This window comes from Streptococcus sanguinis, from assembly GCF_900635155.1.
GTDB lineage: Bacteria > Bacillota > Bacilli > Lactobacillales > Streptococcaceae > Streptococcus > Streptococcus sanguinis_G.
Genome location: NZ_LR134002.1, coordinates 92,962 through 118,028 on the forward strand (window position 1 = coordinate 92,962; position 25,067 = coordinate 118,028).

A 25,067-nucleotide genomic window follows, 5' to 3' on the forward strand; every position below is an offset into this window, starting at 1 on the left:
AAATGGAATTCAAACTGTTACTTAGTTTGCTCTTTGATTTTCATGGAGAAGCAAGAAAAATCTCCCAAGAATGGAGGAAGATTGTGAGTCAAGGAAAGATTATCAAAGTTTCTGGTCCCCTAGTATTGGCATCAGGGATGCAGGAAGCGAATATTCAGGACATCTGCCGGGTTGGCGATTTGGGGCTAATCGGTGAAATTATCGAAATGCGGCGGGACCAAGCCTCTATCCAGGTTTATGAAGAAACTTCTGGCTTGGGTCCGGGAGAGCCGGTCATCACGACTGGAAGTCCTCTGTCCGTTGAACTGGGACCAGGTCTGATTTCTCAGATGTTTGACGGAATTCAGCGGCCTTTGGAGCGTTTCCAAACCATCACGGAGAGCGACTTCCTCGTCCGCGGTGTCCAATTGCCAAATCTAGACCGAGATACTAAGTGGGATTTTGTTCCAAGTCTGTCTGCCGGAGATTCGGTTGAGGCTGGCGATATTCTAGGAACAGTGCAGGAGACCAATCTGGTGGAGCACCGCATCATGGTACCGGTTGGTATCAGTGGACGCTTGACCAATATCTCGGCTGGCAGTTTTACTGTTGAAGAGACTGTTTACGAGATTGAGCAGGCGGACGGGTCTACTTTTAAAGGGACTCTCATGCAAAAATGGCCAGTGCGTCAAGGCCGCCCTTTTGCTCAGAAGCTGATTCCAGTTGAGCCCTTGGTGACAGGTCAGCGGGTCATCGATACCTTTTTTCCAGTGACTAAGGGTGGGGCAGCTGCTGTACCAGGACCATTCGGGGCTGGTAAGACTGTGGTTCAGCACCAGGTGGCCAAGTTTGCCAATGTTGACATCGTTATCTATGTCGGCTGCGGTGAGCGTGGCAATGAGATGACCGACGTACTTAATGAATTTCCAGAACTAATCGACCCTGCGACTGGGCAATCCATCATGCAGCGGACGGTGCTGATTGCCAACACCTCCAATATGCCGGTGGCGGCCCGGGAAGCATCGATTTACACAGGGATTACTATCGCAGAATACTTCCGTGACATGGGTTATTCCGTGGCCATCATGGCGGACTCCACCTCTCGCTGGGCAGAAGCATTGCGGGAAATGTCCGGCCGTCTGGAAGAAATGCCGGGTGATGAAGGCTATCCAGCCTATCTTGGCAGCCGGATTGCGGAGTATTACGAGCGGGCTGGCCGGGTCAAGACGCTCGGTTCGACTGCGCGAGAAGGATCTATTACTGCTATCGGGGCCGTATCACCTCCGGGTGGAGATATTTCTGAGCCGGTGACGCAAAACACCCTGCGGATTGTCAAGGTCTTCTGGGGCTTGGATGCCCAGTTGGCTCAACGCCGGCATTTCCCAGCTATCAACTGGCTGAGTTCTTACTCTCTCTACCTAGACGAAGTGGGAGCCTATATTGACCAGCATGAGAAGATTGCTTGGGCAGAAAAGGTGACCAAGGCCATGAATATCCTGCAAAAGGAAAGCGAACTGCAGGAAATCGTGCGTTTGGTGGGCTTGGATTCCTTGTCTGAGAAAGACCGGCTGACCATGAATGCAGCCAAGATGATCCGCGAGGACTACCTGCAGCAGAATGCCTTTTATGATGTTGACACCTATACTTCTTTCAAAAAACAGGTAGCTTTATTGAGCAATATCCTGACTTTCGATGCGGAGGCCAATCTTGCCTTGGAGCTTGGAGCTTATTTCCGAGAAATCATGGAAGGAACAGTGGAGCTGCGTGACCGAATTGCCCGCAGCAAGTTTATCCATGAAGATCAGTTGGAAAAAATTCAGGCCCTCAGTCAGACTATCGAGGAAACCCTGCACCAGATTCTTGCCCAAGGAGGACTAGACAATGAGCGTCATTAAAGAATACCGCACCGTCAGTGAAGTTGTCGGCCCTCTGATGATTGTCGACCAAGTTGCTGGTGTGCATTTCAATGAATTGGTAGAAATCCAGATTCATGACGGCAGCAAGCGTCAGGGCCAGGTTCTGGAAGTCCAAGAAGACAAGGCTATGGTCCAGCTTTTTGAGGGATCTAGCGGAATCAATCTGGAAAAAGCCAAGGTCCGCTTTACCGGCCGTCCGTTAGAGCTGCCAGTGTCAGAAGACATGGTGGGACGGATTTTCAATGGCATGGGCAAGCCGATTGATGGTGGCCCAGTTATCTTGCCAGAAAAATATCTGGATATTGACGGTCAAGCTATCAATCCAGTAGCTCGCGACTATCCGGATGAGTTTATTCAGACTGGAATTTCGGCCATCGACCACCTCAATACCTTGGTTCGGGGACAAAAACTGCCAGTATTCTCTGGCTCTGGTCTGCCCCACAAGGAATTAGCCGCTCAAATCGCCCGTCAGGCTACCGTGCTTAACTCTGATGAAAACTTCGCTGTGGTCTTTGCGGCTATGGGGATTACCTTTGAAGAAGCCGAGTTCTTCATGAATGACTTGAGAGAAACAGGCGCTATTGACCGCTCGGTGCTCTTTATCAATCTGGCTAATGATCCAGCTATCGAGCGGATTGCGACACCGAGGATTGCCCTGACAGCAGCCGAGTATCTAGCTTATGAAAAGGACATGCACGTTTTGGTCATCATGACTGACATGACCAACTATTGTGAAGCCCTGCGGGAAGTTTCCGCAGCTCGTCGTGAGGTGCCGGGCCGTCGTGGGTATCCGGGTTACCTCTATACGAACCTGTCCACCCTCTATGAGCGGGCTGGACGTCTGGTCGGCAAGAAAGGCTCGGTGACGCAGATTCCGATCCTGTCCATGCCAGAGGATGATATCACCCATCCGATTCCGGATTTGACAGGATATATTACCGAAGGTCAGATTATCCTTTCACGTGACCTATACAACAGCGGCTATCGTCCGCCCATCAATGTCCTGCCATCTCTGTCTCGTCTCAAGGACAAGGGCTCAGGTGAGGGCAAGACTAGGGGAGACCATGCCGCAACTATGAACCAGCTATTTGCCGCCTATGCGCAAGGCAAGCAGGCCAAGGAGCTGGCAGTGGTTTTGGGGGAATCCGCCCTGTCCGAAACGGACAAGCTCTATGTGCGCTTTACTGACCGCTTCGAGCAGGAGTACATCAATCAAGGCTTCCAGACCAATCGAACCATCGAGGAAAGCTTAGATCTGGGCTGGGAACTCCTGTCCATCTTACCTAGAACGGAGCTCAAGCGGATCAGGGATGATATGATTGACCAATATCTGCCGCAGACCAAGGAGGAAGAAAGATGACGCGACTCAATGTCAAGCCGACTCGGATGGAGCTGAATAACTTAAAAGCCCGTCTCAAAACGGCTGTCCGTGGTCATAAACTGCTCAAGGACAAGCGGGATGAGCTGATGCGGCGCTTCATTGAGTCTGTCCGTGAGAACAATCAGCTCCGCCAAAAGGTCGAATCCGCTCTGGTCGGTCACCTACAGGATTTTGTCATGGCCAAGGCGCTGGAGAGCGATCTCATGGTCGAGGAGATTTTCGCTGTGCCCATGCGGGAAGTCAATCTGCATGTGGAAACAGAGAATATCATGAGTGTGCGTGTGCCCAAGGTGCACGCCCATATTGACAGTCCCTACGGAGATGACGAGGGAGATGTGGTCTACAGCTATGTCGCTTCTAACAGCCAGATGGATGAAACCATTGAAAGTATGAGCGATTTGCTTCCTGACCTGCTGAGATTGGCAGAGATTGAGAAAAGCTGCCAGCTCATGGCGGATGAAATCGAGAAAACCCGTCGACGGGTCAACGGACTAGAGTATGCTACCATCCCTGACCTCAAAGAAACCATTTACTACATCGAAATGAAACTGGAAGAAGCCGAACGCGCCAGCCTCGTCCGAATGATGAAGGTGAAATAAGATGCGGAGGCGTTAAAAAACGACTGAAAAATAGGAACTGGACGATGGATTCGATGAATCCGAGTTCAGTTCTTTTTTTCCAAGAGCTTGGGACAGTTTTAGTTTAGCTCAATATCAAGAATTCAAATAAGTCCAAAAGAAAAAATAGAACCCCTCTAAATGGGGTTCTTTTGCTTGTTGCAAATTTTTATATGTTACAAACAAATCTCCATATTACAGGGGGCAGACAGTTCTGTTAAATAGGTCGAAAAAGGGTTTTTTCTTAGAAAATTTATGGTAAGATGGATTTCGTATCATGAATGATTAGGAAGGTGCATTATACAAATGAAAATGAATAAGAAATTACTTTTGGCTTCAACTGTTGCTTTGTCAGCATTGCCTTTGTTGACAACGCGAGCTGAGGAGCAGCCACAAAACTGGACTGCCAGAACAGTTGAGCAAATTAAAGCAGATATTACTAGTAATGAAAACCAACAAACATACACTGTTCAATATGGAGATACTTTGGGAAATATAGCTCAAGCGATGAATATTGACCTTGTTGAATTGGCTAAAATCAATCAAATTGCCAATGCTGACTTGATTTTCCCAGGTACTGTTTTGACTGTTACAACAAATGGACAAAATGAAATTGCCTCTGTAGAAATCCAAAGCTACCAAGCAGGAAATAACGCAGGATATGTAACAGAAAGTTATACAGCTGACGAGATTTTTGGTACTGAGCAAGCAACCCCTGCGGCACCGGCTCAAGCAGCAGAAACTCCAGCACCGGCTGTTGAGGAAGCTGTTGCAGCTCCAGCAGACCAAGCACCAGCGCCTGCTGAAGAAGCTCCTGCCCCAGTAGCAGAAGTTGCAAGTGAAGCAGCCTCAGCTGCGGAAGAAAATGCAGCAGCTCCTGTAGAAGCAGCGCCACAGCCAGCAGTAGCTGCAAGTCCAGAAGCGCCAGTAGAGGCAGCTCCAGAAGTGACTGAATTAGGCCAAGACCAAGTCAGTCAAGCAACTGCTGCAGTTGAACCTACAACTTACAACGCTCCAGCTGTAACAGATGCAGCTAGTGTGGCAACCAACAACTCTGCTAATGCCGGCCTTCAGCCACAGACTGCTGCTCTGAAAGAAGAGATAGCAGCTAAATATGGAATTACAGAATTTAGTCTCTACCGCCCAGGTGATAGTGGTGACCATGGTAAAGGCTTAGCGGCTGACTTTATCGTTGGTGAGAATACTGAATTAGGAAACCAGGTCGCAGCCGATGTTACTTCTAATATGACTGAAAGAGGAATCTCTTACGTTATCTGGCAGCAACAGTTCTATGCACCATTTGAAAGCATTTATGGACCAGCTAATACTTGGAACCAAATGCCAGACCGTGGCAGCGTAACTGAAAATCATTACGACCACGTTCACGTATCTATGAATGAATAAGATGAAAACAAGCCCAGAAATGGGCTTTTTCTGATATTCTCTGTGAAAAAGCGAGAATTTTCTGATAAATTTTGATATAATAAAGCGAACTACAGATAAAGGATGAGAGAGAATGACCTTAGTTTATCAATCAACACGCGACGAAAAGAATAGAGTAACAGCTAGCCAGGCGATTCTGCAAGGTTTGGCGACAGATGGCGGGCTCTTTACGCCCATTACCTATCCGCAGGTCGATTTAGACTTTTCCAAGCTCAAAGACGCTTCTTATCAGGAAGTAGCCAAGCTGGTTTTGTCTGCATTTTTGGACGATTTTTCTGAAGCGGAGCTGGACCACTGTATCAACCATGCCTATGACAGCAAGTTTGATGATGAGGCGATTGCTCCCTTGGTCAAGCTGGATGGTCAGTACAATCTAGAGCTTTTCCACGGAGTGACCATTGCTTTCAAGGACATGGCTTTGTCCATCCTGCCTCACTTGATGACAACCGCAGCCAAAAAGCATGGCTTGGAAAACAAAATTGTCATTCTGACAGCAACTTCTGGCGATACAGGCAAGGCAGCTATGGCGGGCTTTGCGGATGTTCCTGGGACTGAGATTATCGTCTTTTATCCCAAAGACGGTGTCAGCAAGGTCCAAGAGCTGCAAATGACGACGCAGACAGGTGCCAATACGCATGTGGTTGCTATTGACGGCAACTTTGACGATGCCCAGACCAATGTTAAACACATGTTCAATGACACAGACCTAAGAGCTCGTCTCTTGGAGCACAAACTGCAGTTTTCATCAGCTAACTCCATGAATATCGGCCGTTTGGTGCCTCAGATTGTCTACTATGTCTATGCTTATGCTCGACTGGTGAAGACGGGAGAAATTACAGCAGGAGACAAGGTCAACTTTACAGTTCCGACAGGGAACTTTGGTAATATCCTAGCAGCCTATTATGCCAAGCAAATCGGTCTGCCGGTTGGCAAGCTGATCTGCGCATCAAATGAGAACAATGTCCTGACCGACTTCTTCAAGACTCAGGTTTATGACAAGAAGCGGAGCTTCAAGGTGACGTCTAGTCCGTCCATGGATATTCTGGTTTCTTCTAACTTAGAGCGTCTCATTTTCCATCTGTCTGGTAACAGCGCTGAGAAAACAGCTGCTTTGATGGCGGCTCTGAATGAGCATGGACAGTATGAACTGACGGACTTTGACACTGAGATTTTAGAGCTCTTTGCGGCTGACTATGCCACAGAGACAGAAACAGCAGCTGAAATCAAGCGGGTCTATCAAGCCTCTAACTACATCGAAGACCCTCATACTGCCGTTGCGTCCGCTGTCTATCAAAAGTACTTGGCAGAGACAGGCGATCAGCGCAAGACTGTTATCGCGTCTACCGCTAGTCCTTATAAATTCCCAGTTGTGGCTGTTGAGGCTGTGACTGGTCAGTCAGGACTTAGTGACTTCGAGGCTTTGGCTCAACTGCACGAACTTTCTGGCGTAGCCCTTCCACCAGCCGTGGATGGCTTAGAAACAGCCCCAGTGCGTCATAAAACGACAGTCGCTGCAGACCAAATGCAGGCAGCAGTTGAGGATTATTTGGGGTTGTAAAAAACAAAAACATCAGCTTATTCATTGGCTGATGTTTTACAATCTATTTCAAAACAATCAACTGCTTACCAGCTAGGCTGTAACTGTCAGCTAGTGGTGCGATTGGTTTTTGGGCATCAATGGCTGGGTATTGGAGGTGTAGCTTTTGCTTGTTTTTGTTTTCGTAGACAGCCTCTTGGATGCCAAAGTTGATGACAATGGTCATGCTCTCCTTGCTGTCTTGAATTTTGTACTCCAATAAACTGTCTGTCAGCCAGTTGACCTGACAGGCTTGCTTGATGGCAGTGCTGGTCTTTAGATGCAGCAGCGGATGCGCCTTGCGGAAGTCAATCAGCTTCTTGACAAAAGCAATGTCTTCTGTGTAATGCAGAGAGCGCAGCCAGTCTAGCTTATTGATCTCGTCGGGCATATTATAGGTGTTGTCAATCAGATTTTTAGTCCGGAAAAATTCCTGACCGCTGTGGATAAAGGGTACACCTTGAGCCAGGAGGACGAGATGGAGAGCCAGCCGCGAATTGGCCAGCCGATCCCGCAGGGTGATAGCAGGATTGACGATATCAAAGTAATCAAAAACTGTTGCATTGTCATGGCACTCGACATAATTAATAGCTTGCTGGGGCGCAGTGAAATGAGCCTCACCTTTTAGACCGACATTGGCTGTCAGGACATTTTCAAGCTGACTGGCAGGAGTCTTGCTCTCGATTTGCCGGCCTTGGGCGATGGTCTGTTTGAGACTGTCACGGAAATGGTCACTGAAAAATCCATAATCCGGAAGCTGAGCAGCATTGTACTGATGAGCCAATCGCTCACTTGCCAGTCCAGTATCCATCTGCCAGCCTTCACCATAGAGATAGATGTTAGGATAGAGCGCCTTGAGTTCGTCAGCTATCTGCTGCATGGTTTGGATATCTAAAATCCCCATCAGATCAAAGCGGAAACCGTCAAAGCCATAGAGGATGACCCATTGCTTGACCGACTGCTTGATATAGCGGCGGACCATGGCCTTCTCACTGGCCACATCATTGCCGCAGAAGGTTCCGTTGGTCCGGTAGCCCATGTCATTGAGCCGGAAAAAATAGCCGGGCACGATTTTTTCAAAAGCATAGCTGTTGGCGTCATAGACATGATTGTAGACCACATCCATGATGACGCTGATATCAGCATTGTGGTAGGCAGTAATGGCCGCCTGCAGCTCTAAGATGCGGGCATAGGGGTCTCGTGGGTCGCTGGCAAAACTGCCATCTGGGACATTGTACTGGACAGGATCGTAGCCCCAGTTGTAGACAAGCTCTGGATGCTTTTCATCAACGCTGCCAAAATCGTAGACAGGCATAAGCTGCACGTGGCTGATACCTAGCTCTTTCAGATAGTCCAGACCAAACTTCTGACCGTGAACGACTGGAGATTCACTCAGCGAGGCAAACTTCCCAGGATAGGAGAAACCAGCTTCTTTCTGCATAGAGAAATCGCGGACGCTCATTTCATAAATGACGGCTTCTGTCGGATTCAGCTGTGTTTTCGCTCGTTTGATAGGCTTTTTAATCTTGTCTAGATTGATGACATAGCTGTTGCCCGAATTGACATCTGAGGATAGGGCGTAGGGATCATGGACTTCGATCCACTTGCCATTGATCTTATGGAGATAAGAATAGGAGGCTCCCTCTAAATCTCCCTCAATCCGTGTATGCCAGACTCCCCTATCCAGACGTTTGAGCTGATGAACTTGGTCTTTCAGATGTAGGAGGACTTTTTCAGAAATAGGTGCCCAGAGTTTGAAATCGGTGGCTTGGGGACTGTATTGAGCTCCCAAATCGTCGCCCGCATAGTCAAAAATCTCATCGAAAATAGGCTTTTTCACGATATGGCGGTACTGCAGGTCGGTATGGTTGCGGTCTTGGTCATAGACCTTGTAGGACTGCGTCAGGTCAATGGGCTCATTAGTCGATACAGTGTAGATAATCCGCTCTTCCTGATTGTTGATGTTTTTGACGGTTAAAGGGCTGGAGCTGTGCTTGTCTTCCAGTGTAAAGTGGATGGAGTAGGCTTCAAAGCTCTTTTCCAGTTCGATGGTGATGATATTTTCGTCATCTAAATAGGCTTGAAAAATACGAAAGGCCATGTTTTTCCTCTTTCTTTGTCAGTTTCTCTTCGGGTAATTGCTTTTAAGTTCAGGCTCTGCCCTGGGTTGGGATAAGGCCGATATGTGAATCGTTGATAAATGAGCAAAAGCACTCGGATTAGCGAGTGCTGATGCTATGTGGAATCAGCTGGCGATAGCAGATTTGCTTGTCTTCTTTATTGTCCTTGATGATTTGGAAGAGGGTCCGGAAGGACTCTTTCCCAAGCTCGAGAGCATTGATATCGATATAGGCATCCACATCAATGCGCGGTTTGATAGAATCAAAGGTGATAATGGGAATCTGGTAGTCCTGATCTTTGAGATAGTGCAGGGCTCCTTCAGCGACTAGGGTGTCTGAGGTTACGATGGCTTCAATCTCATCCAGCGGCAGCTCTTCCATAATCTTGTAACTGTTGTCTTCCAGAAGGAAACCGAAGGCGAATTTAATAATGCGTTCATCAAAAGGCAGGCCTGCTTCATTTAGGGCTTGCTTGTAGCCTGTGTAACGATCCTGGGAAACGACCAGCTCCTTATTCCCGGCTAGAAAGGCGACTTTCCGATAGCCCTTGTCTAAGAAATATCTGGTCGCGTCGTAGCCAGCCTTGATATTGTCATTGTCCACCAGAGAGATAAAAGCTGAGACAGCTTTCCCTAGGATGAGGAAGGGGAAGTTGTTCCTGACCGCAAAGTCGACCAAAGGATCGTCCTGCTTAGAATAAAGAAAAATCAGTCCATCTACTCGCTTGCCCAAGATCATCTGCTTCATATTTTCCAAGCGGTGCTCTTCATCTTGCCCAGTGCTGATCTGGATGGCATAGTCATAGTCAGAAGCAATCTGAGAAATCCCCCGCAATACAGTTGGGAAAAAAGGGTTTTGATAGAAGACATCTGAGTCGTCTGGCAGGACCAAGCCGATGACTTGGCTGGACTGGCTGACCAGACTTCTGGCATTGAGATTGGGATGATAGTCCAGCTCCTTCATAGCAGCACGGACACGTTTTTTAGTTTCTTCACTAATGGTTGATTTATTTTGCACGACGCGGGTCACGGTAGAGGGCGACACGCCTGCTAGTTTTGCGACTTCTTTGATAGTAACTCGCATAAAAACCTCCTAAAGGCCTGCATTTGCTGGAAATCCTTTCTATAACATCAACTGTTTTAAATCTACTAGTAGAAGCACTTACTTTCTAAGAGTCATGCAAACATGTGCCCAAAATAGCTATCGTAACCAGTGATTTTGCTTAACTATTGTGGTCAAAAAAGCAAGTATAAAGCAGTTTCTCCGCAAACGCAAACGTTTTCTGTTTGTAAGAACATTTTAACACAAAAAGAGAACGCTTGCAAGAAGAGAAAAACGGTAAAAAATTGGGGCAGTAGGAGAGTCCTAAAAGAGCATTATATCCTTTAACTAGTAAATTGAAAAAAATCTCAAAAACCCCTTGCACTAAAAAAAAAAATAGGTTATAATCAAGTCGACGCAAACGTTTGCATTAAGTGAAAATGAAAAGGCGTAGAGGAAAAAAATAACGAGGTGACAAAATGAAAAAACGTCAAAGCGGCGTGCTCATGCACATTTCATCCCTTCCGGGCAAGTACGGTATCGGATCTTTTGGCCAAAGTGCTTATGATTTTGTAGACTTCTTGGTTCGCACCAAGCAGCGCTATTGGCAGATTTTGCCACTGGGAACTACCAGTTATGGTGATTCTCCTTATCAGTCTTTCTCTGCTTTTGCTGGGAATACCTACTTTATCGATTTTGATATTCTGATAGAAGAAGGTTTGTTGGACGAGGCGGATGTTAAGGGAGCTGATTTCGGAGATGATCCTAGAAAAGTGGATTATGCAAAGATTTTCGATGCTCGCCGTCCAATCATGGAAAAAGCAGTTGCTCGCTTCTTGAAAGCAGAAGATCTGTCTGACTATGAGAGCTTTGTGGAGCAAAATGCAGCTTGGTTGGAAGTTTTCGCTGAGTACATGGCTATCAAAGAGCATTTTGATAATCTAGCTTGGACTGAGTGGCCGGATGAAGCGATCCGCCGCCGTGAGGCTGCTAGTCTCGCTTCTTATCGTGAGAAGCTGGCTGACAAGCTGACCTATCATCGTGTGACCCAGTATCTCTTCTTTAAGCAGTGGTTAAGATTAAAAGCCTATGCTAATGAACATCACATCGAGATTGTCGGTGATATGCCAATCTATGTGGCAGCTGACAGTGCTGATGTGTGGGCACAGCCGCACTTCTTTAAGACGGACGCTGTTGGCAAGCCAACTTGTGTGGCAGGCTGTCCGCCAGATGAATTTTCAGAAACTGGCCAGCTTTGGGGCAATCCTATCTATGACTGGGAAGCTATGGATAAGGATGGCTATGCTTGGTGGATTGAACGCCTGCGTGAAAGCTTCAAGATTTACGACATTGTCCGTATCGACCACTTCCGCGGCTTTGAGTCTTACTGGGAAGTACCTGCTGGCTCAGAAACTTCTGCTTCTGGTAAGTGGGTCAAAGGTCCAGACTACAAGCTCTTTGCAGCAGTTAAGGAAGCCTTGGGTGATTTGAATATCATCGCAGAAGACCTAGGTTTTATGACGGATGAAGTGATCGAGCTGCGTGAGCGTACTGGTTTCCCAGGAATGAAGATCTTGCAATTTGCCTTCAATCCTGATGATGAAAGCATCGACAGTCCGCATCTGGCGCCAAATAACTCAGTCATGTATACAGGAACCCATGATAACAATACTGTTTTGGGCTGGTACAAGGATGAGATTGACGACGCTACTCGCCAGTACATGGCACAGTACACCAACCGCAAGGAGTACGAAACAGTACCTCATGCAATGCTGCGCACAATCTTTGCTTCAGTCAGCTTTATGGCCATTGCGACCATGCAAGACCTACTGGAATTAGACAGTGCAGCACGGATGAACTATCCATCCACAATTGGTGGCAACTGGACTTGGCGGATGACAGCTGAAGAGCTGAATCCAATTGTCGAAGGTGAGCTTTACAGCTTGACTAAGACTTACCGTCGTATGAATACCGATTTAATTAACAAATAAAGAATAGCTAACTAGGCTTGAAGGGATTAATCATGTCAAACTTACAAACTTATATCAAAAATACTTATTCAAAAAATCTTGCTGATTGCAGCAACGAAGAACTCTACCTGGCTCTTTTGAACTACACTAAATTAGCCAGCGCTCAAAAGCCAGTCAATACTGGTAAGAAAAAACTCTACTATATCTCAGCTGAGTTCCTGATCGGTAAACTCTTGTCTAACAACTTGATTAACCTTGGGCTTTACGATGATGTGAAGCAAGAACTGGCAGATGCTGGCAAGGACTTGATTGAGGTAGAAGAAGTTGAGTTGGAGCCGTCTCTGGGTAACGGAGGCTTGGGCCGTTTGGCTGCCTGCTTCTTGGACTCTATTGCGACATTGGGTCTCAATGGTGATGGTGTAGGACTGAACTACCACTTTGGTCTTTTCCAACAGGTTTTGAAAAACAACGAACAGACAACGATTCCTAACTTCTGGCTGACTGAGCAAAACTGGTTGGTTCGCTCTAGCCGTAGCTACCAAGTGCCATTTGCTCACTTCACTCTGACATCTACTCTTTATGATATTGATGTGCCAGGTTACAAGACAGAAACTAAGAACCGTCTTCGTCTCTTTGATTTGGACTCAGTGGATGCGGATATCATCACAGACGGTATTGACTTTGATAAGACAGATATCGCTCGCAACTTGACCCTCTTCCTCTATCCAGATGATAGTGACAAGCAAGGTGAGCTGCTCCGTATCTTCCAGCAGTACTTCATGGTTTCAAATGGTGCTCAGCTGATTATTGACGAAGCGATTGAAAAAGGCAGCAACCTGCACGACTTGGCAGACTACGCTGTCATCCAAATCAATGATACCCACCCATCTCTGGTTATCCCAGAAATGATTCGTCTCTTGACTGAACGTGGTTTGGATCTGGATGAAGCAATTGCCATCGTACAGAAGATGACTGCTTATACAAACCACACGATTCTGGCAGAAGCTCTTGAAAAATGGCCTCTGGAATTCTTGAAAGAAGTAGTACCGCACCTGGTGCCTATCATCAAAGAGCTTGACAAGCGCGTGAAAGCTAAATACGCTGATCCAGCAGTGCAAATCATTGATGAGGACAATCGTGTGCACATGGCTCACATGGATATCCACTACGGATACAGTGTCAATGGGGTTGCTGCTCTGCATACAGAAATCCTGAAAAATTCTGAGCTTAAAGCCTTCTACGATATCTACCCTGAAAAATTCAATAACAAGACCAACGGTATTACTTTCCGCCGCTGGCTCATGCATGCCAACCCACGCCTGTCTCATTATTTGGATGAGTTGCTGGGCTGCGACTGGCACCATGATGCAACTAAGCTCGAAGGCTTGTTGGAATTCACTGGCGCTGCAAATGTTAAAGAAAAATTGGAAGGTATCAAGGCTCACAACAAGCGTAAATTGGCTCGTCACTTGAAGGAAGCACAAGGCGTGGAAATCAATCCAGAATCTATCTTTGATATCCAAATCAAGCGTCTGCATGAGTACAAGCGCCAACAAATGAACGCTCTTTATGTTATCCACAAGTATCTGGACATCAAGGCTGGTAACATACCTGCTCGTCCAATCACTGTCTTCTTCGGTGGTAAGGCTGCTCCTGCTTACACAATTGCACAGGACATCATCCACCTTATCCTTTGCTTGTCAGAAGTGATTGCTAATGACCCTCAAGTGGCTCCACACCTGCAAGTAGTTATGGTAGAAAACTACAATGTTACAGCGTCTAGCTTCTTGATTGCAGCTGGTGATATTTCTGAGCAGATTTCCTTGGCTTCTAAGGAAGCATCTGGTACTGGTAACATGAAGTTCATGCTTAACGGTGCTTTGACTCTTGGTACTATGGACGGAGCGAATGTTGAGATTGCAGAGCTGGTCGGCGAAGACAACATCTACATCTTCGGTGAAGATTCTGAAACTGTTATTGACCTCTATGCAAAATCTGCTTACAAGTCTAGTGAGTACTATGCACGTGAAGCTATCAAGCCGTTGGTTGACTTTATCGTCAGCGATGAAGTATTGGCAGTCGGTAAAGCTGAACGCTTGGAACGTCTTTACAATGAACTGATCAGCAAGGACTGGTTCATGACCCTGCTGGATCTAGAAGACTATATCCAAGTCAAAGAGCGCATGCTGGCGGACTATGAAGATCGCGATGCTTGGATGGACAAAGTCATCGTCAATATCGCCAAAGCTGGCTTCTTCTCATCTGACCGTACTATCGCTCAATACGAAGAAGAAGTATGGCACTTGAACAGCTAATATTCTTTGAATCAAAAAAGCCGAGACAGCAGTGTTTCGGCTTTGATTTTTGAATAAAATATGTGGATAGGGAATTAGCTATTGTGTGGGCTTCTGAAAAGGTGAAAGCTTCTTGGTCTTGTCAGCTTTTTCTTTTCGGTGTATAATAAGTGAAAATATTTCTTTACAGGAGGCGTTCATGAAAAAGAAACCAATTTATCTTTATGTTTTGCTGGGCTTGTCAACCGTGGGAACCTTGTGGGGACTTTTTGGCAAGTTCACTTCTTCTGATGCTGGGGTGAAAAGCATTCTTAAGCAGATAGAAGAACCAGCAAAATCCCAGTATGCCACTTATTTTAGCAAGAGTGCAGAAGTGGCGAATTCGCTAGCCAATAATTTCTTTTTTTACGGGCACATCGTTCTCTTAATAGTGGCTCTTTTCTTCCTTTTTAGGAAAGATATATTTAAGGCCAATCTTGTCTACATTGCCGATGTTCTTGTGGGATTGATTTCGACAGCCTATGCTTATGTGGTATCAAAGGGAATTATAGCTTCTTCTTTTTCAGACTCAACTCTTCTTTCGGCACAGATGACGGGGCTGAATTTCTCCATCCTCCTTTCAGTAGTCATTAGTCTAATCTTCCTTTCCATCGTCATCTTTAAGCTAATCCAGCAGCAAAAAGAAGCTGAAAAAGCGGAACTAGCTGCCAACGAATAAGATTTGACAAATAACAGATAAGTGCTTACAATTTTAAGAAGCAATATCTGTTATTTTTTAGAATGGAGAATAAAATGACAAAGGTTTCCTTGGTTTACATCAGCTTGAGCGGCAATACAGAGAGTTTTGTCCGTCGGCTGACAGACTATTTGCTGGAGCAGCATCCAAGCCTAGAAGTGGAGAAGATCCATATCAAAGACCTGGTAAAGGAAGGGCAGCCCTTTTTTGAAATGGACAATCCTTTTATCGCTTTTCTGCCGACTTATCTGGAGGGTGGCAATGGTGTGGACAATGGCGATGTAGAAATTCTGACAACCGATGTGGGGGACTTTATCGCCTATGGTCAGAATGCCAGCAATTGTCTGGGCGTCATTGGCAGCGGCAATCGAAACTTTAATAACCAATACTGTCTGACCGCCAAGCAATACTCAGAGCGCTTCGGATTTCCGGTTTTGGCTGATTTTGAAATGCGTGGCATGTTGGGAGATATTAAGAAGGTTGCAGGGATTATTGAAGAACTTTATCATATTGAAAAAAACGAAAACCAGTGAGGTTTTCGTTTTTTGATGTTTTTAAATTAAGCTTACATCTTTTCTGGCGCTTCTACTCCCAGCAGACGCAGAGCTTCTTTGAGGACAACAGCTGTTGAGTAGCTGAGAGCCAGACGGCTGTCGCGCTCAGGGCTTTCGTCCAGAATCCGTGTGTGTGCATAGTATTTGTTAAAGGCTTGGGCCAGACTGATAGCATATTTGGCAATCAGAGATGGCTCATAGTTATCAGCAGCACGTTTGACAACGCGACCGAAGTCTTGGAGCAGCTTGATAATTTCCCAGCTTTCTGGATCGTTCAGGCTGTATGTAGCCTCTGCATCTGGCTGGAAGTTCGCCTTGCGCAGGATAGACTGGATACGAGCATAGGCATACTGGATGTAAGGGCCTGTTTCTCCCTCGAAGGAAACCATAGCTTCTAGGTCAAAGTCGTAACCATTGCGGCGGTCAGTTTTGAGGTCGTAGAACTTAACTGCTCCAACCCCAACTGCACGAGCAACAGTTTCCTTGTTTTCCAAATCTGGGTTTTTAGCTTCAATCTGGCTCTTAGCCCGGCTGATAGCTTCCAGCAGAGTTGGTTCGAGAAGGATGATATTTCCTTTACGTGTAGACAGTTTTTGACGGTTCTTAGTCACTAGACCAAAGTCAACGTGAATCATGTCATCGCTCCAGTCAAAGCCCATCTTTTTCAGAACAGCCTTGAGCTGTCTGAAGTGGTTAGCCTGCTCTTGACCTACAACATAGACATTTTTGACAAAGTTGTAAGTGCGAGCCCGGTAGATAGCTGTTGCAATATCACGTGTGATGTAGAGGGTAGCACCGTCTGATTTTTTAATCATAGCAGGCGGAAGGTTAAAGTCTTCCAAGTCTACAATGCTAGCTCCTTTTGATTCCTGTAAAAGACCTTTTTCTTCGAGGATTTGAATCCCTTCGTCCATCTTGTCATTGTAGAAGGCTTCACCATTTAGACTGTCAAATTCGACACCTAGGAGTTCGTAGATACGGTTGAACTCCATCAGACTTTCGTCGCGGAACCATTGCCAGAGCTCAGTCGCTTCTGGGTCACCGTCTTCCAGCTTCTTGAACCAAAGGCGGCCTTCTTCATCCAGAGATGGGTCGTTTTCAATCTCGGCATTGATACGCACATAGAGTTTGAGGAGCTCGTCGATAGGGTTAGCTTCAACAGCTTCCTGGCTTCCCCACTTCTTATAAGCTACCATCAGGAGACCAAACTGTTTGCCCCAGTCTCCCAAGTGGTTGATTTTGATGGTGTTGTAACCAATCTTGCGGAAGATGTTGGAAAGAGCGTCACCGATAACAGTAGAGCGCAAGTGGCCGACTGAGAAAGGCTTGGCAATGTTTGGGCTGGATAGGTCAATGGTGACATTTTCTCCATTTCCTTCGTTCTGCTGGCCGTAGTCAGCTCCGTCTTTGATGACTTCTTTGATGACTTGGCCAGAAATTTCAGCCTTACTGAGGAAAAAGTTGACATAAGGACCAGTCGCAACGACTTTGTCAAAATGCGCTGTATCAATCTTTTCAGCGATGTCAGCAGCGATGATTTGAGGAGCTTTGCGCTCAGTCTTTGCCAGAGAAAAGGCTGGGAAGGCGATATCACCAAGTTCAGAGCTCTTTGGCTGCTCCAATAAATTTAAAATAGCGTCTTGATCAAGGCTGTCAATAACCTTGGCCAATTCGCCGGCAATCAACTGTTTGTTATCCATATTTGCTCCTTTGTGTCTTTTGTTATTATTTTATCACATTTTTCAAGGAATCTTCAATTTTTTTGGGAATAATTTTTGGGCTAATATGAATTTTTCTGATATAATAAGAGGGATAAGAACCTGTATTTATAGATGAGTTTTCCATCTAAATGCTTCCTTCCCTGACACTCTTGGTTAAAGTTTTTTGTTTATTCTCAGTATTCCTGCAAATCTTTGCCTAGATTGATGGAGAAGCAGCCTTTAATCGGATGAAGTGCCCTTCATGAATGCAGCTTCTAAATATTCAATAATGAGGTAAAAATGAGAAAGAATGACCGTCATCAGTTAGTCAAAACGATGATTAAGGAAGAAAAGCTAGGAACGCAAAAGGAGATTCAGGATCGTCTGGAAGCGCAAGGGATTTATGTAACACAGACTACCCTTTCGCGTGACCTCCGTGAAATCGGCCTGACCAAGGTTAAGAAGAAGGGGCTGACTTATTATGTTTTGGCGCATGAGACTGAAGAGATTGATTTGATAGAGTTTTTAGCCAAGCATGTGGAGAGTGTAGCCAGAGCCGAGTTTAGTCTGGTTCTTCGTACTGGGCTGGGCGAGGCAACAGTGCTGGCCAATGTCGTGGATAGCTCGCTGGATAGCCGTATTTTGGGAACTGTTGCGGGTGCCAATACTCTTTTAGTGGTTTGCCGGGATCAGGCAGCTGCTCAGGAGATTGAAGAGCAAATACAGGAAGTGATGTAGGAGTCACAGTTTTTTCAGGAAAAATGGAGAGGTTTGAGACGGATGTCCTGACCTCGTTTGTTTTTAGAAAGGATAGAGATGGCAGTAGAAAAGTTATCGCCCGGCATGCAGCAGTATTTGGATATCAAAAAGGACTATCCAGATGCTTTCTTGCTCTTTCGGATGGGGGATTTTTATGAGTTGTTTTATGATGATGCGGTCAATGCCGCCCAGATTTTAGAGATTTCTCTCACCAGCCGCAATAAAAATGCAGAAAATCCGATTCCCATGGCTGGAGTTCCCTATCATTCGGCACAGCAGTATATTGATGTTTTGGTCGAGTCAGGCTATAAGGTAGCGATTGCGGAGCAGATGGAAGATCCCAAGGAAGCCAAGGGAGTTGTTAAGCGGGAGGTCGTTCAGGTTATCACACCGGGGACGGTGGTGGACTCCAGTAAGCCGGACTCTGCGAATAACTTTCTGGTGGCTCTGGATTACTCAGAGGGCCTCTATGGTCTGGCTTATATGGACTTGGTGACCGGTGAGTTTCAGGTGACTAGTTTAGAGGACTTTGCCTTGGTCTGCGGGGAAATCCGTAATTTGAAGGCTAGGGAAGTGGTGCTGGGCTATGCCTTGCCAGAAGCTGAGGAGCAGGTCTTGGCTGGGCAGATGAACCTTTTGCTGTCCTATGTACAGACAGCCTTGGATGATGTCCAGCTGCTGGGAGAGGAACTGTCTCCGATGGAACGTCAGGCAGCGGGGAAATTGCTGGAGTATGTGCACCGGACCCAGATGAGGGAGCTCAGCCATTTGAAGAAGGCCCAGCATTATGAAATCAAGGACTTTCTGCAAATGGACTATGCCACTAAGGCGAGTCTGGATTTGACAGAAAATGCTCGCTCGGGCAAGAAGCACGGCAGTCTTTATTGGCTGATGGACGAGACTAAGACGGCCATGGGTGGCCGCATGCTGCGCTCTTGGATCCAGCGTCCGCTGATTGATGAAGCGCGAATTAGCCAGCGACAGAATGTCGTTGAGGTTTTTCTGGATCATTTCTTTGAGCGGAGTGATTTGACGGAGAGCCTCAAGGGAGTCTACGATATCGAGCGGCTGGCTAGTCGGGTGTCTTTTGGCAAGACCAATCCCAAGGATCTGCTGCAGCTGGCAGCTACATTGGGCAATGTGCCTCAGATTAAGGCTATCTTGCAAGGAATCGGTAGCCAGCATCTAGCTCGTTTGATTGAGGGCTTGGATCCTATTCCAGAGTTGGCAGGCTTGATTAGCTCAGCTATTTCGCCGGATGCGCCCCATATCATCACCGAGGGCAATATCATTCGGACCGGTTTTGATGAGACCTTGGATCAGTATAGGCTTGTGCTGAGGGAGGGGACTGGATGGATTGCGGAGCTGGAAGTCAAAGAACGTGCTAACAGCGGCATCAGCAATCTGAAGATTGATTACAACAAAAAAGATGGTTACTATTTCCATGTGACCAATTCCCAGTTGGCTCATGTGCCTAGTCATTTCTTCCGCAAGGCGACCCTGAAAAATTCTGAGCGTTTCGGAACGGAGGAGCTGGCTCGGATTGAGGGAGAGATGTTGGAGGCGCGTGAAAAATCTGCTAATTTGGAATACGAAATTTTCATGCGGGTTCGCGAGGAAGCTGGCAAATACATCCAGCGCTTGCAGGCCTTGGCACAAACACTGGCAGCTGTCGATGTTTTGCAGAGCTTTGCTGCAGTGGCGGAGCAGGGACATTTGGTGCGCCCTGTCTTTACTTCGGAGCGCCGTCTGGAGATTGAAAAAGGTCGGCATGCTGTTGTGGAAAAGGTCATGGGTGCCCAGAGTTACATTCCAAATAGTATTCTGCTGGACCAGCAAACGGACATCCAGCTCATTACCGGGCCTAATATGAGCGGGAAGTCGACTTATATGCGCCAGCTGGCTATCATCGTCATTATGGCACAGATGGGATCTTATGTGCCCGCTCAGTCTGCCAGTCTGCCACTATTCGATGCGATTTTTACTCGCATCGGTGCAGCGGATGATTTGGTGTCCGGCCAGTCTACCTTTATGGTGGAGATGATGGAGGCCAATCGGGCCATTCGACAGGCCAGCGAGCGTTCGCTCATTCTCTTTGATGAGCTGGGGCGTGGAACGGCGACTTATGATGGGATGGCGCTGGCTCAGGCTATTATCGAGCATATTCATCATTATACTGGGGCCAAGACCCTCTTTGCCACCCACTATCATGAGCTGACAGCCTTAGAGGATAGCTTGGAGCATTTGGAAAATGTCCATGTGGCAACCTTGGAAAAGGACGGGCAGGTGACTTTCCTGCATAAGATTGAGCCGGGTCCGGCTGACAAGTCTTACGGAATCCATGTGGCGAAGATTGCCGGACTTCCTGATAAATTGCTGGAGCGGGCAGATAGCATTTTGAGCCATCTGGAAAGTCAGGATACAGGACTAGGCTCAGAGTTTCCTGCTACATCCAGACAGAAGCAGTCACGAGTGGCTGAGCAGATCTCTCTTTTCGCAGAAGAGTCGGAAAATCCAGTCCTAACTGAACTCCGAGACTTGGACATATACAATATGACTCCTCTGGAAGTCATGGCGGCGGTAGCCGAGCTCAAGAAGAAGTTGTAAAATAGACAAATCAGAGCCTGATACTAAATCAAGCTCTTTTTCGTTCCAATTAATTTTCTTGTAATCGCTTAGAAGCTTGTTACTAAGGCGATAATTTATATTTACATGGTGGTGGGAATGCTGTATAATGAGATTAGATAGCTTATGCTACATTGGTGTTAAATAGGAGAACGGAGAAAAAGAAATGGGATTTTGTATAAACTGTGGGCAAACACTTGCTGAGGGAGCTCATTTTTGTAGTAATTGTGGAGTTGCAATAGGAGAAACAACCACAAGAGCATCGCAACGGCAAACAGTATATGATGGTGAATTATACAAATGTCCGAATTGTGCTGAAAGGCTGGATTCTTTTATGACCGTTTGTCCCACTTGCGGATATGAATTGAGAGGAGCGAAGGGAGCTTCTGTCGTGAAAGAGTTTGCTGAAAAACTTGAACAAATTGAAAGTATACGTATAGATACGAACAAAGTATACTCATTTATAGGGGATATGTTTGGTAAGTTTAACAAAACTGATGAACAAAAAATAAACTTGATTCGTAGTTTTTCTATTCCCAATACTAAAGAAGATATTCTAGAATTTATGATTTTGGCCGCTTCAAATATCGATTTAAAATTATATGGGGCTGAAGGGAATAATGTATCTTCCCAAAGAGCTATCTCGGATGCCTGGTTGGCTAAGTTTGAACAGGCTTATGAAAAAGCCCGTTTCAGTTTCCCTAATTCTCCAGACTTTATTAAAATTAAAGAACTTTATGGACAAAGGATGAAACAATTGAATAAAGTAAAAAGGGGGAAAAAACTAGTCTTTGTCAGTATCATTTTAGCATATATTTTCTTTATGATTTTTGTAGGTATTATGGCATATTTAGATCGATGATTAATTAAATTTAGAAAGGTTATTATTATGGGATTGTTTGCTAAAAACAGCCGCACAGGCGGTTTCATGGATGAAATTCGTTGCGATGAAGTGTCCTATTTGATATGGAAGTGGCACCCTGCAGGAGTGAAACAGGGTGTAGGTAAGAGAGAAAATGCCATTCGTTGGGGTTCTTCTCTGCGAGTCAAAGATGGAGAGGTTGCTGTCTTTGTCTATAAACAAAAAGATAGTACACTGCAGGACTTTATTGTGGGTCCATATGATCAGACTATTAAGACTTCTAACTTTCCTGTGCTGGCAAGCATAGTAGGTCTGGCTTATGAAGGTGGCACACCATTTCCGGCAGAAGTCTATTTCATAAATCTTTCGCAAATTATTCAAGTCAAGTTTGCAGTGCCGTTTTTTGATGTCTATGATCCAAGGTTTTTAGACTTTGGTGTTCCTGTTGCGGTTCGTGGTACGATTAATTTTAAAATTACTGATTATAAAGAATTTATCAAGTTACACAGGCTGAATACTTTTAATCTTGATGATTTTCAAAAGCAAATTCGGGATGCTGTAGCCCGATATGCTAAACATATTGTAACGAATGCTCCTACAGAGAATAACATTCCTGTTATTAATCTTGAAAGCAAAATTTCACAAATTAATGAAGCTCTTGAACATGATGTCATGAAAAGATTAAAGGAGAATTTTGGTGTCACTGTTTCAAGTCTTGATATAGCTGCAATAGAGATTGATAAATCAAGTCAAGGCTATCAACAGCTTATGTTGGTTACCAAGGATGTTACCACAGCTAAAATACAAGCGGAAACTACTGACTATGTTGAACGGATACGTATCCAACGTGAAGAAGGACAATATGCTCAGCACAAGCAAACACAATCTGCAAACTTAGGTGCATTTCAAGTCGAAAAGCAGTCCGAAGTTGGTATTGCTGGCGCTGATGCATTGGGCCAAATGGGCGCTAATGGTTCGGGAACAGTTTCTCTGGGAGGCGATGCAGGCTTCAACCCCGCTGCTATGATGGCAGGAATGGCAGTAGGAGGTGCTGTAGGCCAAAATATTGCTGGAGCTATGAATAATATGATGTCAGGCAACTCCCAAAAACAGTCAGTTGTTTCACCTCCTCCGATTCCAACAACTGCTTACCATATTGCTGTCAACGGACAAGCATCTGGGCCTTATGATAAAAATACTCTAACACAAATGTCTCTATCAGGGCAGTTCCTCCCTTCAACCTTAGTCTGGAAACCAGGAATGGCAGAATGGATGAGAGCAGATACAGTTGATGATTTGAAAGGGCTGTTTATGCCTCCCGTTCCGCCAGTAGAATAAAAACAGTTCGAACTCGAACTGTTTTTATTTATCACGATTTGCTAGACAAGCCGCTATTTATTTTTTGAATTTTACGGTAGGTGTGGTAGTTATTTGTGTCTATCTGGTTTGGCTTGCGGGCAGAATGGTTAATACAAGGCTGCCTTCTGATAGAAAGAGCCCAATGTGTTATAATAGATAGCAGAACAAATACGGAGAAAATGATGTCAAAAATTATCGAACTTCCAGAAATTCTAGCCAATCAGATTGCGGCCGGTGAGGTCATTGAGCGGCCTAGCAGCGTGGTCAAGGAGCTGGTGGAAAATTCAATTGATGCGGGTGCCAGTCAGATTACTATCGAAATCGAAGAAGCTGGACTTAAGAGTATTCAAGTGACGGACAATGGCGAGGGCATTGACCACGAAGATGTTCCTCTGGCTCTTCGACGCCATGCTACCAGTAAAATCAAGAAGCAGGCGGATCTCTTTCGAATTCGGACGCTGGGTTTTCGTGGTGAGGCCATTCCTTCCATTGCTTCTGTCTCACGTTTTACCATTGAGACTGCAACAGAGACTGGCCAGCACGGGACTCTACTAATTGCCCAAGGCGGTGAGATTGAAGAGCATGAGCCTACCAGCAGTCCGGTGGGAACGAAAATCAAGATAGAAGATCTTTTCTTTAATACTCCAGCCCGACTCAAGTATATGAAGAGCCAGCAGGCTGAGCTGTCCCATATCGTTGATGTGATTAATCGGCTCAGTCTGGCCCATCCAGAAGTGGCTTTCACCCTTATCAGCGACAGCCGCGAAATGACACGGACTGCCGGCAGTGGCAATCTTCGGCAGGCTATTGCAGGCATCTATGGTTTGGCAACAGCTAAGAAAATGGTGGAAATCTCTGCTTCGGATTTGGACTTTGAGGTGAGTGGCTATGTCAGCTTGCCTGAGCTGACTCGTGCAAATCGGAATTATATTACGATCCTTATCAACGGCCGCTATATTAAGAATTTCCTGCTCAATCGTGCTATTTTGGACGGCTACGGCAGCAAGCTTATGGTAGGCCGCTTTCCACTCGCGGTCATCAATATTCAGATTGACCCCTATCTGGCTGATGTCAATGTCCATCCGACCAAGCAAGAGGTGCGGATTTCTAAAGAGCGGGAACTCATGGCCTTGGTTTCGCAAGCCATTGCGACCAGTCTCAAGGAGCAAGACCTTATCCCGGATGCTTTGGGAAACCTAGCCAAATCAACTGTTAAGCGTGCCAGTAAGCCTGAACAGACCAGTCTTCCGCTGAAGGAAAATCGCCTCTACTACGATAAGGAGCAGAATGACTTCTTACTCAAGCCACAGGTGGCAGAGCAGCAGGTATCCTTTGAAGAGTCAGCAAAGCCTGGCCATGAAGCGACAGATGAAAAAGCAGAACCGCAATCGACTTCGGTCAAATTCGCAGAGAGAAAGCCGGTCAGCTATGACCAGCTAGACCATCCAGAGCTAGACCAGGCCAGTCTGGAGCGGGCTGTGGATAAGTTGGAACAGGAAGAGAAGTCAAGCTTCCCAGAGTTAGAATATTTCGGCCAGATGCATGGTACCTATCTCTTTGCTCAGGGCAAGGGCGGTCTTTACATTATTGACCAGCATGCTGCCCAAGAGCGGGTCAAGTATGAGTATTATCGGGAGAAGATAGGGGATGTGGACAATAGCCAGCAGCAGCTCTTAGTGCCCTATATCTTTGAATTTCCAGCAGACGATATGTTGCGAATCAAGCAGCGGATGGAGCTGTTAGAAGATGCTGGCATCTTTTTAGAAGAGTACGGAGCCAATCAATTTATTCTCCGCGAGCATCCCATTTGGTTCAAGGAAGAGGAGATTGAGGCCGGCATCTATGAGATGTGTGATATGCTTCTCCTGACCAAGGAAGTTTCCATCAAGAAATATCGAGCAGAGCTGGCCATTATGATGAGCTGCAAACGCTCCATCAAGGCCAATCACAGTCTGGATGACTACTCTGCGCGTGACTTGCTCTTTCAGCTGTCCCAGTGTGACAATCCTTACAACTGCCCACACGGCCGACCAGTCTTGGTCAACTTTACCAAGTCGGATATGGAAAAAATGTTCCGCCGCATTCAGGAAAATCATACTAGCCTGCGGGAGTTGGGGAAATACTAAACTCTATAG

At 46.1% G+C, this 25,067-nt stretch carries 17 protein-coding genes; 14 read left to right on the plus strand and 3 right to left on the minus strand.

Annotated features, from left to right (window positions below; genetic code table 11):
* The first annotated feature begins 83 nt into the window (after positions 1–83).
* The 5 genes from ELZ47_RS00550 to thrC all read left to right on the plus strand — a co-directional run bounded on the left by ELZ47_RS00550 (position 84) and on the right by thrC (position 6,894).
* Positions 84–1,874 (plus strand): V-type ATP synthase subunit A, encoded by a 1,791-nt coding sequence (locus tag ELZ47_RS00550; protein WP_164549527.1) that lies wholly within the window; start codon positions 84–86, stop codon positions 1,872–1,874.
* A complete protein-coding gene (locus tag ELZ47_RS00555) occupies positions 1,861–3,255 on the plus strand; it encodes a V-type ATP synthase subunit B (protein WP_126434963.1) in 1,395 nt (464 codons plus the stop codon). Before ELZ47_RS00550 ends, ELZ47_RS00555 begins: the two co-directional genes overlap by 14 nt.
* Complete coding sequence (locus ELZ47_RS00560) at positions 3,252–3,875, plus strand: V-type ATP synthase subunit D (RefSeq protein ID WP_125330709.1); 624 nt, start codon at positions 3,252–3,254, stop codon at positions 3,873–3,875. Before ELZ47_RS00555 ends, ELZ47_RS00560 begins: the two co-directional genes overlap by 4 nt.
* A gap of 324 nt (positions 3,876–4,199) precedes the next feature.
* Positions 4,200–5,297 carry a LysM peptidoglycan-binding domain-containing protein gene (locus ELZ47_RS00565; RefSeq protein WP_125330710.1) on the plus strand — a complete coding sequence of 366 codons (1,098 nt, stop codon included), beginning with the start codon at positions 4,200–4,202 and terminating at the stop codon, positions 5,295–5,297.
* 112 nt (positions 5,298–5,409) lie between these two features.
* Positions 5,410–6,894: a threonine synthase gene (thrC, locus tag ELZ47_RS00570; RefSeq protein ID WP_125330711.1), complete on the plus strand. Its 1,485-nt coding sequence runs from the start codon at positions 5,410–5,412 to the stop codon at positions 6,892–6,894.
* Positions 6,895–6,937: 43 nt separating this feature from the next.
* Here the strand turns inward: thrC and pulA are convergent, their stop codons facing one another.
* Both pulA and ELZ47_RS00580 read right to left on the minus strand, forming a co-directional pair.
* Positions 6,938–9,013, minus strand: coding sequence for a type I pullulanase (pulA, locus tag ELZ47_RS00575; protein ID WP_126434964.1), 2,076 nt, complete (start codon positions 9,011–9,013; stop codon positions 6,938–6,940).
* Between the two features lie 118 nt (positions 9,014–9,131).
* Positions 9,132–10,115 (minus strand): LacI family DNA-binding transcriptional regulator, encoded by a 984-nt coding sequence (locus tag ELZ47_RS00580; RefSeq protein WP_126434965.1) that lies wholly within the window; start codon positions 10,113–10,115, stop codon positions 9,132–9,134.
* Positions 10,116–10,552: 437 nt separating this feature from the next.
* Here ELZ47_RS00580 and malQ point away from each other — a divergent pair, with 437 nt between their 5' ends.
* The 4 genes from malQ (at position 10,553) to nrdI (ending at position 15,606) form a co-directional block, all read left to right on the plus strand.
* Entirely contained in the window at positions 10,553–12,064 is a 1,512-nt protein-coding gene (gene malQ, locus ELZ47_RS00585; protein WP_126434966.1) for a 4-alpha-glucanotransferase, read from the plus strand.
* Positions 12,065–12,096: 32 nt separating this feature from the next.
* A complete protein-coding gene (gene glgP, locus ELZ47_RS00590) occupies positions 12,097–14,358 on the plus strand; it encodes a glycogen/starch/alpha-glucan family phosphorylase (RefSeq protein ID WP_126434967.1) in 2,262 nt (753 codons plus the stop codon).
* 178 nt (positions 14,359–14,536) lie between these two features.
* The gene (locus ELZ47_RS00595) at positions 14,537–15,055 is read left to right on the plus strand and encodes a lantibiotic ABC transporter permease (protein ID WP_126434968.1); all 519 of its coding nucleotides are present in this window, start codon (positions 14,537–14,539) and stop codon (positions 15,053–15,055) included.
* Positions 15,056–15,117: 62 nt separating this feature from the next.
* Positions 15,118–15,606 carry a class Ib ribonucleoside-diphosphate reductase assembly flavoprotein NrdI gene (gene nrdI, locus ELZ47_RS00600; RefSeq protein WP_126434969.1) on the plus strand — a complete coding sequence of 163 codons (489 nt, stop codon included), beginning with the start codon at positions 15,118–15,120 and terminating at the stop codon, positions 15,604–15,606.
* Positions 15,607–15,638: 32 nt separating this feature from the next.
* On the opposite strand, the gene argS is transcribed toward nrdI, so the two are convergent.
* Positions 15,639–17,327 (minus strand): arginine--tRNA ligase, encoded by a 1,689-nt coding sequence (gene argS, locus ELZ47_RS00605; RefSeq protein WP_126434970.1) that lies wholly within the window; start codon positions 17,325–17,327, stop codon positions 15,639–15,641.
* Between the two features lie 300 nt (positions 17,328–17,627).
* Between argS and argR the strand changes: the two genes are divergently transcribed.
* The 5 genes from argR to mutL all read left to right on the plus strand — a co-directional run bounded on the left by argR (position 17,628) and on the right by mutL (position 25,058).
* Positions 17,628–18,065 carry an arginine repressor gene (gene argR, locus ELZ47_RS00610; protein ID WP_126434971.1) on the plus strand — a complete coding sequence of 146 codons (438 nt, stop codon included), beginning with the start codon at positions 17,628–17,630 and terminating at the stop codon, positions 18,063–18,065.
* 78 nt (positions 18,066–18,143) lie between these two features.
* A complete protein-coding gene (gene mutS, locus ELZ47_RS00615; protein ID WP_126434972.1) occupies positions 18,144–20,693 on the plus strand; it encodes a DNA mismatch repair protein MutS in 2,550 nt (849 codons plus the stop codon).
* A gap of 184 nt (positions 20,694–20,877) precedes the next feature.
* Complete coding sequence (locus ELZ47_RS00620; RefSeq protein WP_126434973.1) at positions 20,878–21,573, plus strand: zinc ribbon domain-containing protein; 696 nt, start codon at positions 20,878–20,880, stop codon at positions 21,571–21,573.
* 27 nt (positions 21,574–21,600) lie between these two features.
* Positions 21,601–22,911, plus strand: coding sequence for an SPFH domain-containing protein (locus ELZ47_RS00625; RefSeq protein WP_126434974.1), 1,311 nt, complete (start codon positions 21,601–21,603; stop codon positions 22,909–22,911).
* A gap of 203 nt (positions 22,912–23,114) precedes the next feature.
* A complete protein-coding gene (mutL, locus tag ELZ47_RS00630) occupies positions 23,115–25,058 on the plus strand; it encodes a DNA mismatch repair endonuclease MutL (RefSeq protein ID WP_126434975.1) in 1,944 nt (647 codons plus the stop codon).
* The last annotated feature ends 9 nt before the right edge of the window (positions 25,059–25,067 follow it).